Origin of the sequence: Thermotoga profunda AZM34c06 (genome assembly GCF_000828675.1) — a bacterium.
Taxonomy (GTDB): Bacteria; Thermotogota; Thermotogae; order Thermotogales; family DSM-5069; genus Pseudothermotoga_B; species Pseudothermotoga_B profunda.
Map to the genome: position 1 here is coordinate 573,647 of NZ_AP014510.1, position 15,453 is coordinate 589,099.

Consider the following 15,453-nt stretch of genomic DNA (forward strand, 5'->3'; position numbering starts at 1 on the left):
GTGGATGTTTTATATTAATATTGTATTCTATGTACATAACAATATGAATTTAAAACGAAAAGAAATATTTATTTGTGGTATATTTTACTTGGAGGTGATTAGGATGGGTATACCACTTTTGGGTGAAAGATTTCCAGAGATGGAGGTACTCACTACACATGGTAAGATGAAACTTCCAGATGCTTACAAAGGGAAATGGTTGGTACTTTTCAGTCATCCTGCTGATTTCACACCTGTTTGCACAACTGAATTCGTTGGTTTCCAAAAAAGATACGATGAATTCAAAAAACTTGGAGCCGAACTAATTGGTTTAAGTGTCGACCAGGTTTTCTCACACATTAAGTGGGTTGAATGGATTAAAGAGAAGATTGGTGTACAAATTCAATTTCCAATCATAGCAGACACCGGAAAGGTCGCGGAAATGCTCGGAATGGTTCACCCAGCAAAAGGTAGTAACACCGTCAGAGCTGTCTTTGTAATAGATCCCAATGGGATAATTCGTACGATACTCTATTACCCACAAGAAGTGGGAAGGAATATCGATGAGATTGTGAGAGTTGTGAAAGCATTCAAAGTGGCTGATGAAAACAAAGTTGCCATACCAGCAAATTGGCCAAATAATGAGTTATTCAAGGATGAGGTAATAGTCCCACCACCAACGAATATCGAAGAAGCTATGAAGAGGAAAGAGCAGTACGAATGTCTTGATTGGTGGCTGTGCCACAAGAAAGTTTAGTAAAATGCCCCCGACACTGTTCGGGGGTTTAAAATATAATTGGGGAGGGATAATTTTATGATAAAAGAGGCAATCCAAAGGGCATTTAACGAACAGATCAAAAAAGAATTGGATTCTGCGTATTTGTATCTTTCAATGGCAGCGTATTTTGATTCGCAGAATCTCGAGGGAATGGCACATTGGATGAAGTTACAAGCAAAAGAAGAATTCAAACATGCTATGAAGTTCTACGAGCATATAAATGAGCGTGGAGGAAGAGTAGAATTATTCAGTTTAGAACGACCTGTAAAGGAATGGGCAGGACCGTTCGAGGTCTTTAAACATGTTTATGAGCACGAACAAAAGGTCACAGCCAGTATATACAATCTCGTCGAGCTATCCAAAAAGGAAAACGACCACGCTGCATATAATTTCTTGCAATGGTTTGTAAACGAACAAATTGAAGAAGAATCAAGTGCCTCAAAGATTTTACAGACGATTGAAAAGATAAAGGACAGCCCTGTTGGTATAATAATGATGGATAGAGAACTCGCTAAGAGGGAGTGATAGGATGTTCAACATTGACGAAGTCTTTGAGATTGCAGAACAAATCGAAAAAAACGGTGCAGTTTTTTACACAAAAGTTGCTGAAAAATTCTCCGATTATTCCAAAAAATCGGTCTTTTTGAAACTTGCGGACATGGAAAAAGAACATGAAAAGAGATTTCACACCATGAGATTGGATATCGCAAAAAAGGAACGAGAGATTTCCGAATTTCTCGATCCAACCGGTGAGGCTGCCAAATACCTGCAGGCAATCGCAAACAGCAAAGTTTTTGATATTAAATCTGATCCAACTATTAAATTCAAAGATATTCGATCAGTATCAGAACTTTTGAGAATAGCCATAGATTTGGAAAAGGACTCGATCATATTTTATCTGGGTATCAAACAGTTTGTTCCTGGGTCCTTAGGTGGAGACAAAATAGATCTCATTGTCAATGAAGAGATGAGCCATGTACAATTACTCACCAATTTGATTGAAAATCTTTGAAAGGAGATATATATGATAACAAAAGATGATGTTTTGAAGGCTTTGGGGAATGTCATAGATTTTGAACTGGGATTGGACGTTGTGAGTTTAGGACTTGTCTACGATATAGATATCGATCAACAGAATAATGTGACCGTTACAATGACTATGACAACACCTGCTTGTCCACTTGCTGGGATGATTCTGCAAGATGCCGAAGACAAGATTCGCGAGATAGAAGGCGTCAAAGATGTCAAAATCAACTTGACCTTTGATCCACCATGGACACCTGACAGAATGAATGAGGAGTTGCGAAAAAGATTTGGGATATGACTTTTAGAGAACTGTACATATTGTTGAAGAATATACTCAGTAGTGCCTCTGAATCACCAGGGACAGAGGCACTTTTGATTTTGTCAACCATCACTGGCATGACAAAAGAAAGGATACTGCTTTCATTTGAAAATAAGATCGATGATGAACTTTCAAAGCAAACACTTGAATCTGCAACACTTAGATCAAATGGTTTTCCTTTGCAGTACATAACAAAAAAATGCTATTTCTATGGGTTGGAATTTTATATAGAAGAAGGTGTCTTCATACCGAGGATCGAAACGGAAACTTTAGTTGATCTTGCTTTAGAGTTAATCGATCGCGAGAACCTAAGGACTGTTGTTGATATAGGGACAGGTTCGGGAGCAATAGCCATCGCCATCGCGTTGAACAGTGATTGTGAAGTCTACGCGACTGATATTAATGAAAAAGCCATTTCAATAGCTCAGAAAAATGCTCAAAAACAGGGGGCAAGAATAAACTTTCTCAGAGGTGCATTTTTGGAACCCGTCAAGCCATTTATTCATAAAATCGATTTGATCATTTCAAATCCTCCATATATCCCTACAACTGCAACTCTTCCAAAAGATGTTTTGGCGGAACCTCATGACGCGTTATTTGCAGGAGAAGACGGTCTTGATTTCTACAAACAATTTTTCAAGGAAATAGAATTCATTAAAGGAAAACATGTTATGATGGAGTTTTCTTTAGAACAAAGGGATCAATTGAAAGAACTCTGTTATTTTGGAAATATTTCATTTTTTCATGATCAATTTGGAAAAATCAGGTTTTTTCATATAAAGATATAGTAGTAAAATAATTCGTGAGTCTAACAACATTGAGGTGAAAGAATTTGAAAAGACTCTTGGGTTATGCAAAGCCTTATTTTTGGTTTTTCGTGCTTGCAATACTCATAGTTCTTGTATCTGCAGTTGTTGATCTTTTGCCACCACAAATTGTAAGAAGAGCAATTGATGGATATATGAATAACACGACATTGAGTATTGAACAACGCATTAATGGTGTATCAGTGATGGCGTTTGTATTGCTGGGTGTGGTAGGTCTCCAATTTTTGTTGGGATATTTGAGTACTTATATAACATCTTTTCTTGGAAACAAGATAGTCTATGACGTGAGGAGCGAGCTTTATAGGAAAGTGTTAGATCTACCAATGTCATTTTTCGATAAGAACCCCTCCGGAAGAATAAATACAAGAATAGTCAACGACACACAGAACATTCAGGAATTTTTCTCGAGCGTTATAACTTCCATGGTAAAAGATATCTTCTTGCTGGCAGGAGTAATTTATTTCATGTTGAAAATAAGTACAAGACTTTTTGCAAATGTGAGCTTTGTATTCCCCATAATCGTTGTTGCAATGGTTTTATTCAGATATTTCGATTTAAAAGTCTATAAAGAAGTCAGAACAAATCTCGCTCGTGTTAATGCATACCTTGCAGAGCACATAAGTGGAATAAATGTGATCAAACTATTTTTAGCTGAAGGTTATAAAGCAAAGGAATTTGACTCGGTGAACAAAGATTTGTATAAATCCCTGGTGAACCAACTCTACGTCTTTGGCATCTTCAGACCTTTTATAGACTTGATCCATTACTTTGCCCTGAGTGCGATAATTTGGTTTGGTTCGAAATACATAATAGGTGGATCAATTCACTTTGGTGAACTTTATGCCTTTGTTGCTTATGTAGATACATTCATGAGACCTCTCGGTGATATATCAGAAAAATACGATATCATTCAAAACACAGCGGCTTCTTGTGAGAAGATCTTTACATTGATGGATGAGAAACCAGAAGTATTGGGTAATCCAAAAGATGACAGCAAGATAACCACAGGAGAGCTCGTCTTTAAAGATGTCTGGTTCAGTTACGATTCAGAAAGGTGGATTCTCAAAAACATAAACATTTCTTTCAAGCCAGGGGAATTGACGGCCATTGTCGGAGAAACTGGAGCGGGTAAGACTTCGTTGATGAATCTGATCAATGGAATGTATGTTCCTCAAAAGGGAGAGATCTTAATAGATGGAAAGAATATGTTCGGTTATGATTTAAGAAAGATAAGAAAACAAATCGCAACCGTTCCACAAGATGTGATACTCTTCTCCGGGACGATTTTTGATAATATCAGGCTGTTTCATGAGCAATACACTGAGCAACAAGTTATTGCGGCACTTGAAAAGGTATACGCATACGATGTCATAGAAAAGCTCAGCAACGGGATATATACAAAGATAATTGAGCGTGGATCGACACTCTCCGCTGGGGAAAGGCAGCTCATAGCTTTAGCTCGAGCGGTTCTGTTTGATGCGAAGATACTGATCTTGGATGAAGCAACCAGTAATATAGACGTTGATACAGAATCCAGAATCGAGACAGCCGTCAGAGAATTATCCAAAGACAAGACTGTTATCATGATTGCGCATAGACTCTCGACTGTAAAAGGTGCAGACAGAATAGTAGTTGTTCATGATGGCAAGGTTGCAGAAGAAGGTCGACACGCAGATTTGCTCTCTAAAAAGGGCGTCTATTACAAACTCTATCAGATACAGTTTGCTTCCTGAGTCCTTGGCAAGAGAGTTTTGTTCATTGGTTTTCTGGTAAAATTTAAAAATAATCCCTACCGATTGTTTTTATACAAAAAGATCGTTTTCTTTATCCTTCAATTTTGGTATTGTATTCTATGAGGTGATCAATTTGGTTCTTGAAAGAATCCAGCTCTTTTTATTGGATATGGATGGTACCTTTTATTTGGGTGATGATCTTCTTCCTGGTGCGCTGGATTTTGTAGAGACGATAAGAGAACAAGGAAAGAGATTCCTTTTTTTGACAAACAATTCTTCCAAAGACAGCAGACAATATGTTGCTAAATTGAGAAGACTTGGCGTTCACGTTGATATAGAAGATGTTTTCACATCTGGTGAGGCTACTGCCATTTTCACGAAGTACAGATATGGGAATGCGAGGGTCTTTGTTATAGGTACACAGTCGCTTGTTAAGACCTTCGAAGAATATGGTCATATTGTCACTAATGTAGATCCGCAGGTCGTAATCCTTGGTTATGATACAGAAATTAATTATGAAAAACTATCCTTAGGATGTCTTTTCATAAGAAAAGGATTAGACTACATAGCTACACACCCAGATATAAACTGCCCATCGTCTCAAGGTCCGTTGCCTGATGCTGGTTCATTCATTGCGTTGATAGAAAAGTCCACAGGTAGAAAACCAGATTTCATCATTGGTAAACCAAATCCTTTGATGCTGCAAATGATCGTGGAGAAGACTGGCGTTAAGCCAGAACAAATAGCAATGGTTGGCGATAGGCTCTACACCGATATGGAATTTGCTAAAAGATCTGGTATTCTTTCAATACTCGTTCTTTCTGGTGAGAGTAGCTTAGACGATTTGGCAAAGGTTGAACAAAAGCCAGATTTGGTTTTACAGAACATAGGAGAACTTGCTTCAATACTCAAAAGGAAGGTTTGAATCTTGAACATAAAGTATCGTTTAAGAACTAAGAAGGTTGAGGAACTTGTCAACCTTGCACAAGCTGGTTTGAAAGAGGCTCTCGATCTTTTGGTTGAGAAATATTACCCAATGGTCATGAAAATATCATCAAAATACTATGCACCTTGGGCTGACTTTCAAGATCTTGTGCAGAATGGGTTAGTTGGTTTGATCAAAGCGGTTTATTATTACCAACCCGATAAAAGTGGTTTTTCCTCGTTCGCCTGGAGAAGTATTGAATCTGAATTGAAATCTTTTTTGACATTTTTGAACAGGAAGAAAAACAGGATGCTCACAGATGCGGTCAGTGTAGATCTTTTGACCAGTGAAGATTCCGAAGAAACGGGATATTCATTTCAAGACATTTCATTTTCTACAGCGCGTCAAGCTATTGCCAGTATAATCATGGAAAAGATTTACGAGCTTTTATCTGATTTAGAAGTTCAAATAATCCAAATGTGGATAGATGGAGTGAGTTATGAACAAATAGAGCAAGAGTTAGGCGTGAATTTCAAGAAAGTCGATAACACTGTACAAAAACTCAAAAGATTGTTGAAGGAGAAAATAAATCCAGTACTTTTGAGAATGTTCTTCGATGAACTCTAAGACTTTCTCCAACTTTTTCTGAGATCTTCGAGCTGTTCAAGAACACCATATTCATTCAATTCTTCAAGAAGTATCTCATCATGCATATTTGAAATGTACAGATCCACCGCTTGAATGAATTCTTCTAAGGCAAGATGGCAGGCTATGAGCATAGCTACAATTCTTTGATCTTTCATACCAAGTTGGATGGCTCTCAAGAGTAAAAGTTTGGTGTTGTCGTACCTTTCAAGGTTGAAAAGCGTAGATGCCAGATTTACATAGGCTGGTACATAATCTCTATCAAGCTCAATTGCTTTTTGATAGCATTCAATTGCCCTTGCAACCTTTTCCATTCTTCTGTAGACATTACCAAGGTTGTTCCAAATCTCTGGAGTTTGTCGCAGGCTTAGACACTGTTTATAAAAATCTTCAGCCTTTTCAAATTCACCTTTTTCAGCTGCCTTGTATGCTTCTCTGAATAACTCCTCAAAGTTCATTTGATCAGTCCTCGTGTGTAATAAATAGTGTCAGAGTAAAGCTCATCTGCAAATCTAATCTGCACTGTAACGGGCGTTATATCAGATGGAAGCGGTCTTGTGCGATTGAAAGTGATTTTCCATATGGGTTGCCATATATCAACAGGTGATGCGACTAAACCAGTACCACCACTGAACAAAACAAATTCTGAGGTTGGTGAACTCGTAAAGATCTTTACATTTTTTCCACGCAATGTCACGATGTCCGTCTTTCTGAAGTTATTCGGCAGGTCTTGGAAGAAAACGCCATATGCCGAACCTCTTTTTATGAAGGAAAGAGTTTTTTCAAAAAAGCTTTGATCGGCTTTCAACCACTGTAATTTCACATGGTTTAATGAGATATTGAAAAAAACCGGTCCGCCGCCTTCACGTACCTCTAAGAAATCTCTTACATACGGCACAGCCTCTCCGAGAATATTTTCTACTCTGACAAGTAGATTGATATTATCATTCTCAAGGTTGAGATTATCGATCTTCACTATGAGTGGCTCTTGGGATTTCATGGGGTGTATCGTTACTGTGTCTGTCTTCCAGTTCATGAAAATCAGATATGGATATAGATACTCAAAAAGCATCGTACCGTCTGATGGTGTATAGAATTCGTAAAGTTTATCATCTCGAATGAAGGCGAGCTTTCGATCTTTCGTCAATATAATTGGGTCACCGTGAATACTCACTTCGAAAGACCAGGCATTGTAAGAAGGAAGAGATTTGATTTTCTTGAAAGAGAAATCGTAGTATAAAAGTTGATTTTTCATTACATCGAGAATCCAAAAGCCATATGGGGTTAATTCAATATCGTTGATGATATAGAAATCATCAAGCGAAAAGAAATCGACAGATTTGCCATCGTACACGAAGACCCTATCGACGTCACTACCCCAAAGCCTTCCAATTCTGTCAAAACCCGCAAGTATAGGATTTATGAAACCTTCATGAATGATCTTTTCAGATTCATTTTTCAAGTCGTACTCAATCAACTTCCCATCACCACTGATATACAACAAACCTGAATGAGAAATGGCTAAGCTATTTGGTGATGTATTGGTTTTTAAAATTTTGTAATTTCCTTCAAAAGTCAATATCAGTCTTTTGTTTGCTTTATCGGCGATGATTAGAGAATTCCCCCAAAAAGTAGCGGCATTTGGTGTATAAAAATATTCTGTGCCTTTCTGAAAACCAGAGAATACTATTGATTCGTCGAAAACAGTTGGTGTGGAAAACTCGAGTGGTTTTTGAAGTGTTTCAATCTCCTTGAGTAATGAGATAACTTCAGACTTACCGGGGCTGATGACAAGAATGGTTTTGAGATCCTCTTGTGCTCTTTCCACTGCACGCATGTCTATGTCTATTTTGGAAGTGAAAAACCAAAATTCGGGTATGTCGGAAACATAAATCAAGCCTGATAAGGCTTCATCCATGAGAGATCTTGCTTTACTGACATCTCCATCATACCAGAGAGAAAGCGCTTGAGAAAAAAGGTCTCGCGCTTGTTCTTCGTTGATTATTGAAAAACTCGTAATTGAGATAATAGACACCAACAACAAGCAAAATGCTTTTTTCACCATCAACGCCTCTTTCTAAATATTTCAATCAAATCAGTCTTTCTTTCAGAATGTTTCATCAGCCTCTCTATATTATCGGCATGTCTCAGTGTAGATAATGTTGCAAGTAGCAAGAAGAGCACGGCAAAATCTTTGTTAAAAAAGTATGTCACCAGAGATGCGATATACATACCAATTATCGACCCAAGTGAGACATATTTTGTCCAAAGGATGATCGACAACCAACTTGCAAGAAACACAAAACCAGAAACTGGAACCAATGCGAAGAAGGCACCAGTTGTACTCGCAACACCCTTTCCACCTTTGAATTTCAAGAAGATCGGAAAATCATGTCCTAACACTGCGCATATTGCTGCAACACCAACATAATATGGATTTTGATTGAAAATCTTTGAAGTTATAAGTATTGGGACGAAAGATTTGACACCGTCAAGAATCATCGAAGCCACACCAATTATGGGACCTGCTGCCCTTAAAGCATTTGTACCTCCAACATTGCCACTTCCTACATTCCTGACATCCACCTTTTTCAGCCTTGGGAGCAAATAACTGAATGGTATCGATCCACAGAGATAACAGATCAATCCAACAAGAAGATAATTCATCTTTTCTCCCTACCTTTGAAGTTTATGATCAAAGGTGTACCTGTGAAAGGATCTACTCTTTCCCTGAGTAATCTTTGTAGAGTTTTTTCAATACCTTCATTCGTGAGTTCTTTTTTGTTGACTTGGACGAGGAACTTTGGTGGCTTTGTCTTAATTTGTCTAATGGAATATATTTTAAGATCACCCCTTGAAAGGTTTGGTGAGAGTAAGGAAAGCTGCGACACGAGTCTACTCAGTTGTTCTTGCTGAATTTTTCTTGAATAAGATTCGTAAGCCTCCAAAATCGCATCAGTTAGTTGTTTCAGCCCGGTTTTCTTTGTCGCGCTGGTAAAGATAAGACGGCAAAAACTCGCAAACGGCATCTCATTCAGATACATTGCTTCGTGATCTTTTTTAGAGATATTACTCAGATCGAACTTGTTCATCACACAAACCATGGCTTTGCCGTTGCTCAAGATTAAATCTGCGATCTTTTTGTCTTGTTGTGTAATGCCTTCTGTTGCATCCATGATTAGCAAAACTATATCAGCCGACTCTATTGCGTCGATTGTCCTACTAACACTGAAGTATTCAACGGTTTTTCTCTGTATTCTACTTTTGCGTCTCATACCCGCGGTATCCACAAAGGTGAATTTCTTACCTGAAATAAGGATAGTTTCGTCAATAGAATCTCTGGTTGTACCTGGTATAGGAGTGACTGTTGAACGCTCTTGACCTATCAATGCGTTGAATAACGAAGACTTCCCAACATTTGGCTTACCAACTAAGGCAATGGCAGGTGGAGAATCTTCCGAGAATTTTTCAAAAGTAACGCCTTCAGCTTTGAGAATTTTCAGAATTTTTTCGAGTAATTCGTCTATGTTGTTCCCGTGTTGCGCCGAGACAAGTACATAGTCATCAAAACCCAATCTGAGAATATCAGAGATATTCTTCTCAACCGCAGAGATGTTTTCTGCTTTGTTTATTACCAAAATGATTTTTTTACCGAGTTTTCTGAGTTGAGCTGCTATGTATTCGTCATCAGAGGTGATACCATTTCTGCCATCCACGACAAAGAGTATTAGATCTGCCTGTTGAAAAGTCTCAAAGGCTTTATTCTTCATAGCGGATAGGATCAGATCATTAGTTGTCTCAAAGATGCCACACGTGTCGTACAAAGTAAAAGCGGTCTCGTCATACATGACGAGACCTTTTATAGAATCGCGCGTAACACCTTCGACTTTTTCTGTTATCGCTTTACGTTTACCAATTAATCTGTTGAAGAGAGTAGATTTTCCAACATTTGTTCTGCCTGCGATAACGACAACAGCCATCAGCCTTTCATCCTATCACCAAGAGTTCTTTGGTTGTGTTTTTCATCTATCTTGCTTTTGTATTCTTCGTATGCTCTTTTTTCCTCGAGCTTCTTCTGACTGACCAACACTTTTCTTCTTTCAGGGATCAATCTCAAAACGAGAACTTCCAGTTCATCTCCTTCTTTGATATCCTCATGAGCATGACCAGATGGCATGAGTCCCTCAACAAAGAAGTCTTTCAAGAACACTATGAATCCAGAATTCACCTTTGACTTCACTGTCGCTTTTACAACAGTATTCTCAGTTAACTTGGTCAAGACTTCTTCCCACGGGTCTTGTACTAATTGTTTCACGCTCAATCTCATTCGTCTCTGTTGTTGGTCAACCGAAAGAACCTTGACCTGAACCTTTTGTTTTTCTTTGAAGAGCTCAGAAGGATCTTTTATCCTGTTCCAAGAAAGTTCTGATTTTGGTACAAAACCACTTACACCGTCTTCTATCTCAACTATGATTCCCGTCGACAGGATTCTCTGTACAACTCCATCTACAACACTGCCTTCGGGATATTTCTGGGCTATGTTTTCCCAAGGATCTCCTTTTGCTCTTTTGTAGCTCAGTGATATTCTGCGTTTTTCACAATCTAATTCAACTACTTCTGCTTGAACGACCTGTCCAACTTTGAAATACTTGTGCAGATCGGTTTTCTTGCTTCCCCAGAAAATCTCCGAGATATGTATCAGACCGTCAAGGCCTGGCTCGAGATTCACAAATATTCCAAAAGGCAAAATACTCTTTACAGTACCTTGGACTGTTGTTCCAACTGGATACTTTTCCATTACCCTTGACCAAGGATCTGGTTCTAATGCCTTTAAACTGACGGTGATTGAAGATTTTGCCTGATCCATTTCAATTATCTTGACTTTTACCTTCTCTCCCTTTTTGATCACATCCTTTACAGAAAGCGAAGGATCATGAGAGATTTCTGATTTTGGCAGAAAGGCTTTGACTACACCAAAGTTGATTATTGCGTGTGTATCTGTGATTTGTTCAACAGCACCCTCGATTTGATCTCCTACTTTGTGCGCTTTAAAGAACTCCTCTTTCATTTGATCTATCAAAGCTCTTCTTGAAACAACGATTCTCTGCCGCTTGCGATCTACAGAATACTCTGTAACCAGAAAATCCATTTCCTTATCTGGAATTGGTTGCTCTCTTCTCAACATCGATTGAGAACCTGGTAGGAAGGCATCAAAGACCCCATAGATCGTGACTTGATATCCTCCAGGTACCGCTTGAGTTATTCTCCCTTTGATTGGCGTCTTTGATTCATAGGCTTTTTTCAATTGATTTCTCATCTCTCTTGCGTACGGTCTTTTTTCTGAAAGTACTGCGTATCCTTCCTCATCGTTGATCTTCAGGATCTGTGCTTTGATCTTCTGACCTACGGTATAGTTGGTTGCTGGGTTTACTAACTCGGTCTGAGGTATCATCCCCTCGCCTTTGCCACCAAAGTCAACGGAAATACCTTCGGCAGGATTTATTCTCGTTACAGTTGCTTCCACAACTTGACCCGGTGTGTTCTCGACAAAATCCAGATACTCTTGGAAGTTCTCCATCTTTTCGTTTTTCTCACTCATTCCTTTTCCCTCCTATTGAGAATTTTTTCGGTGAGTGTTTTCACATCTTCTTGTGGTGTCGAAGTGCCAGTAACTATACCTATTGTTTTTATAGCACTTAAATCGATTTCATCAACTTCAGATGGTTCTTCTATATGTACAGTTTTCGTTATCTGTGAAGCTATCTTAGCAAGTTTTGAAGTGTTTGAACTGTTTTTACCACCAAGAACAATTACAAGGTCACTCTTTCGTGCCACTTCTTGCGTTTGAGATTCTCTTTTTGCAGTCACGTCACATATAGTGTTTATCACTCTGAGTTCTTTAAAATTCGAAATATCGATTGACTTTTCTAAGAATTTATAGAATTCATACGTCGACATCGTTGTTTGAGATAGAACACAACTTTTAATATGTAAGGGGATTGGTTCTGTCGTTACTATAACATCTTGGACATAACCCATTAATGCGATCATCTCTGGGTGATTCTTTTTCCCAAACACTATGATTTTATATCCCTGTTTATGCATTTGTTCTGCTGTCATAAATAATTTCATGACGATAGGACAGGTTGTGTCCACGACATCCTTGAAGATCCTTTTCATTTCTTGAAGCTGTTTTCTCGGTATACCATGTGCACGTATTACCAAAACAGAATCCGCTGCATCTTGTGGAATATCTTCTTGTAATATCTTGATACCTTTTTGCTCAAGCGATCTGATGACGGATTTATTGTGGACGACATCGCCAAGCGTGTAGATCTTTTCATGGTTCGCAACTTTTGAATCAATCATTTGTAAAGCTCGCTGAACACCAAAACAGAATCCTGTATCATCAGCAACGATTATTTTCACAGTCCATCCTCCTGAGTGCGATCTGACAAATTTCTTCTACAACTTGATCGATATTCTTGCCTGTTGTGTCGATAACTAAAGCATCCTCAGCAGGCTTCATTGGAGCAAGTGATCTTTTTGAGTCCTGTTCATCTCTGAGTCTTATCTGATTTGCAATTTCCTCAAATGTGAGATGAATCCCCTTTTCTTGTAATTCTTTGAGCCTTCTTCTCACCCTTTCATCGAATGAAGCTGTTAAAAAAATTTTAACCTGCGCATTAGGCAAAACAACCGTTCCTATATCTCTTCCTTCAACCACGAACTTGCCATCTTTACATATATCTCTTTGAAGTTGAGTTAATCTCGATCGCACAGCTGGATTAACGGCAAAGTCCGACGCGAGCTTTCCAGCTTGAGCAGATCGTATTTGCTCAGAAACCCTTGCACCATTTATGTACAGTTCACCATCTTTATAACATAGATCTATGTGGTCGAGCTCATTAGATAAATCATCTGAAGGCGATAGATTTTTTGAATGCAAATACAAAGCAACCGCTCTGTACATAGCCCCTGTATCAAGATAATTCATTCCAAGTCTTTCTGCCACAAGTTTCGCAACAGTGGATTTTCCAGAACCAGCAGGTCCATCTATTGCTATAAGAAAATGTCTCAACTCACGCTTCCTCCGGAATATCGACAATTTTGAAAACTTTGTCCAGTCTGGTCATTTCAAAGATTCGCTTCACATTTTGCCTTAGAGAAGCTAACACAAGCTCTTTTTGGAGGTTTCTCGCATCTTTTAAAAGCGACACCATCGTGCCAAGCCCAGCACTGTCAATGTATGGAACGTTTGACATATCTAAAACTATTTTTGTATCTTTTGATTTCTCAAGTTGTTCTTTGATAGTTTTTTTAATTTCTGCCGAGTGATACGCATCAAAATCTCCTTCGATTTTGCAGATCAACTTAGATTTTGCCTGTTCAAATTTCACAGTTACATCATTCATTATCAATCGCCTCCAAGTTTTATTTTGAGTTCTTTTAATTGTCTCTCACTGACAACATCTGGAGCTCCAGTGAGCGGACAGACTCCACTTGAAGTTTTTGGAAACGCTATCACATCCCTTATCGAAGAAACGTCACAGATTATTGCAACCAATCTGTCCAAACCAAGCGCTATGCCACCATGAGGTGGTGCACCATATTGAAATGCTTCCAACAAGAAGCCAAACTTTACCTTGATTTCATCTTCAGACAGCTGCATGAGTTTGAAAACTTCCCTTTGAAGTTCTGCATTGTGAATTCTAACACTTCCAGATCCAACTTCAAAACCATTTATAACAATGTCATAAGATTGTGCCCTAATTTTTGAAAGATCGCTGTCTCTGTATTTCTCAAGGTCTTCCAAATTTGGCATCGTGAAGGGATGATGCTGTGCCACAAACCTGTTTTCTTCTTCGCTGTACTCGAACATGGGAAAGTCTATGACCCAGAAGATATCAAAACCTGTTTTCAAGTGAGAGAAGAATCTCTCTCCAAGGAGCTTTCTAATTTCGCCGAGTGTGCTGTTTACAATATTGTTCTTGCCAACTGCGAAAATAAAAACATCCTTTGGTTGCATCGAGAGTTTCTCAACGACTGTTTTGTAATTTTTCTCAAGATATCTCAAAGCCGAACCTCGTAATACGTTGTTTTGATCAACTGCAAACCACAAGATCCCACCAAGTCCAAGAGATTTGGCCAGTTCATCTAATTCATCCGCAAGTTTTCGTGTCATCTTTTCCGAAAAATTCTTCAGTGTAAAACCTTTGATAACACCATTTTGTGCCAGTACATTCGATATCACATGATACTCTGATTCCATGAAACAATCGCTCACATCTTTGAACTCCATGCCTATTCTTCTATCTGGTTTGTCTGAGCCATATGTATTCATACAATAATCATAAGTGAGATGATCTAATTTGTCTGGAAGTTCGACATCTAACACCTGTTTAAAAACAAATTTAAGCATATTCTCAGTAACTTGCAACACATCTTCTCTTGTGTTGAAAGACATCTCTATGTCAATTTGGGTAAATTCCGGCTGTCTATCTGCCCTGAGATCTTCATCGCGAAAACACCTTACAATTTGAAAATACCTGTCCAAGCCACTAACCATCAACAATTGTTTGAAAAGTTGTGGTGATTGTGGCAAGGCGTAGAATGTACCGGGTTTTAATCTCGATGGTACTAAGAAATCTCTTGCACCTTCTGGTGTGCTTTTTGTTAAAAAGGGAGTCTCGACTTCTACAAAACCCTGAGAAGTCAGATAATTTCTCACAGCTTGAGCGACCTTGTGCCTTATTATTATTTTGTCCATTGCTTCTTTTCTTCTCAGATCGATATAACGATATTTCAACCTGACATCTTCTGAAGGAAGTTTCGTCTCCCCAGGATAGAATGGAAGATCTTTGAGTGGAGATGAAAGAACGATAATCTTTTCAGCCACAACCTCTACTTCGCCTGTCGCGAGATCTTTGTTTATTGTCTCTTTTGGTCTTTCTCTAACGACACCTTCAACTTGGACAACTGATTCTCTACGCAGGTCTGCATGATTATCAGAGGACAAAACAACTTGTGTCAAACCATACCTGTCTCTGAGCATTATGAACTTCACACCACCAAGATCCCTGATTCTGTCTACCCAACCTGCTAAAACGACTTTTTTACCGACATCTTGAATTCTAAGCTCACCACATGTGTGGGTTCTAAGCATCTGTCATCCTCCTATTTCTCACCTTGAATACTATATCATCGTTCTTGAGAATAAT

The 15,453-nt window shown here is 38.6% G+C and carries 17 protein-coding genes; 8 read left to right on the top strand and 9 right to left on the bottom strand.

Annotated features, from left to right (window positions below; all coding sequences use genetic code 11):
- Nucleotides 1–103 precede the first annotated feature (103 nt).
- The 8 genes from TSP02S_RS02715 to TSP02S_RS02750 all read left to right on the top strand — a co-directional run bounded on the left by TSP02S_RS02715 (nucleotide 104) and on the right by TSP02S_RS02750 (nucleotide 6,214).
- The gene (locus TSP02S_RS02715; protein WP_041081683.1) at nucleotides 104–736 is read left to right on the top strand and encodes a peroxiredoxin; all 633 of its coding nucleotides are present in this window, start codon (nucleotides 104–106) and stop codon (nucleotides 734–736) included.
- A gap of 57 nt (nucleotides 737–793) precedes the next feature.
- On the top strand, nucleotides 794–1,282 hold the full coding sequence (locus TSP02S_RS02720) for a ferritin (RefSeq protein ID WP_041081685.1): 489 nt from the start codon (nucleotides 794–796) through the stop codon (nucleotides 1,280–1,282).
- A 4-nt stretch (nucleotides 1,283–1,286) separates the two neighbouring features.
- Complete coding sequence (locus tag TSP02S_RS02725; protein WP_041081687.1) at nucleotides 1,287–1,769, top strand: ferritin-like domain-containing protein; 483 nt, start codon at nucleotides 1,287–1,289, stop codon at nucleotides 1,767–1,769.
- Between the two features lie 12 nt (nucleotides 1,770–1,781).
- Nucleotides 1,782–2,081 (top strand): metal-sulfur cluster assembly factor, encoded by a 300-nt coding sequence (locus tag TSP02S_RS02730; protein WP_041081689.1) that lies wholly within the window; start codon nucleotides 1,782–1,784, stop codon nucleotides 2,079–2,081.
- 23 nt (nucleotides 2,082–2,104) lie between these two features.
- The gene (prmC, locus tag TSP02S_RS02735) at nucleotides 2,105–2,890 is read left to right on the top strand and encodes a peptide chain release factor N(5)-glutamine methyltransferase (protein ID WP_232503751.1); all 786 of its coding nucleotides are present in this window, start codon (nucleotides 2,105–2,107) and stop codon (nucleotides 2,888–2,890) included.
- A gap of 44 nt (nucleotides 2,891–2,934) precedes the next feature.
- Entirely contained in the window at nucleotides 2,935–4,662 is a 1,728-nt protein-coding gene (locus TSP02S_RS02740) for an ABC transporter ATP-binding protein (RefSeq protein WP_041081690.1), read from the top strand.
- A gap of 124 nt (nucleotides 4,663–4,786) precedes the next feature.
- Nucleotides 4,787–5,587, top strand: a complete 801-nt coding sequence (locus TSP02S_RS02745; protein ID WP_269763775.1) for an HAD-IIA family hydrolase — start codon at nucleotides 4,787–4,789, stop codon at nucleotides 5,585–5,587.
- 3 nt (nucleotides 5,588–5,590) lie between these two features.
- Complete coding sequence (locus tag TSP02S_RS02750; protein ID WP_052465283.1) at nucleotides 5,591–6,214, top strand: sigma-70 family RNA polymerase sigma factor; 624 nt, start codon at nucleotides 5,591–5,593, stop codon at nucleotides 6,212–6,214.
- On the opposite strand, the gene TSP02S_RS02755 is transcribed toward TSP02S_RS02750, so the two are convergent.
- From TSP02S_RS02755 to aspS, 9 genes are read right to left on the bottom strand one after another with little or no spacing between them, the layout of a single operon-like run.
- The gene (locus TSP02S_RS02755) at nucleotides 6,211–6,690 is read right to left on the bottom strand and encodes a tetratricopeptide repeat protein (protein WP_041081691.1); all 480 of its coding nucleotides are present in this window, start codon (nucleotides 6,688–6,690) and stop codon (nucleotides 6,211–6,213) included. The genes TSP02S_RS02750 and TSP02S_RS02755 overlap by 4 nt on opposite strands.
- The gene (locus tag TSP02S_RS02760; protein WP_041081693.1) at nucleotides 6,687–8,297 is read right to left on the bottom strand and encodes a hypothetical protein; all 1,611 of its coding nucleotides are present in this window, start codon (nucleotides 8,295–8,297) and stop codon (nucleotides 6,687–6,689) included. Before TSP02S_RS02760 ends, TSP02S_RS02755 begins: the two co-directional genes overlap by 4 nt.
- The gene (gene plsY, locus TSP02S_RS02765) at nucleotides 8,297–8,899 is read right to left on the bottom strand and encodes a glycerol-3-phosphate 1-O-acyltransferase PlsY (RefSeq protein ID WP_041081695.1); all 603 of its coding nucleotides are present in this window, start codon (nucleotides 8,897–8,899) and stop codon (nucleotides 8,297–8,299) included. Before plsY ends, TSP02S_RS02760 begins: the two co-directional genes overlap by 1 nt.
- A complete protein-coding gene (der, locus tag TSP02S_RS02770) occupies nucleotides 8,896–10,212 on the bottom strand; it encodes a ribosome biogenesis GTPase Der (protein WP_041081696.1) in 1,317 nt (438 codons plus the stop codon). Before der ends, plsY begins: the two co-directional genes overlap by 4 nt.
- Complete coding sequence (locus TSP02S_RS02775) at nucleotides 10,212–11,831, bottom strand: S1 RNA-binding domain-containing protein (RefSeq protein WP_041081698.1); 1,620 nt, start codon at nucleotides 11,829–11,831, stop codon at nucleotides 10,212–10,214. Before TSP02S_RS02775 ends, der begins: the two co-directional genes overlap by 1 nt.
- Nucleotides 11,828–12,661 (bottom strand): 4-hydroxy-3-methylbut-2-enyl diphosphate reductase, encoded by an 834-nt coding sequence (gene ispH, locus TSP02S_RS02780; protein WP_041081700.1) that lies wholly within the window; start codon nucleotides 12,659–12,661, stop codon nucleotides 11,828–11,830. Before ispH ends, TSP02S_RS02775 begins: the two co-directional genes overlap by 4 nt.
- Nucleotides 12,642–13,313: a (d)CMP kinase gene (gene cmk, locus TSP02S_RS02785; RefSeq protein WP_041081702.1), complete on the bottom strand. Its 672-nt coding sequence runs from the start codon at nucleotides 13,311–13,313 to the stop codon at nucleotides 12,642–12,644. Before cmk ends, ispH begins: the two co-directional genes overlap by 20 nt.
- Before the next feature lies 1 nt (nucleotide 13,314).
- Nucleotides 13,315–13,647, bottom strand: a complete 333-nt coding sequence (locus TSP02S_RS02790) for an STAS domain-containing protein (protein ID WP_041081703.1) — start codon at nucleotides 13,645–13,647, stop codon at nucleotides 13,315–13,317.
- Nucleotides 13,648–13,649: 2 nt separating this feature from the next.
- A complete protein-coding gene (gene aspS / locus TSP02S_RS02795; RefSeq protein WP_041081705.1) occupies nucleotides 13,650–15,398 on the bottom strand; it encodes an aspartate--tRNA ligase in 1,749 nt (582 codons plus the stop codon).
- Between the last annotated feature and the right edge of the window lie 55 nt (nucleotides 15,399–15,453).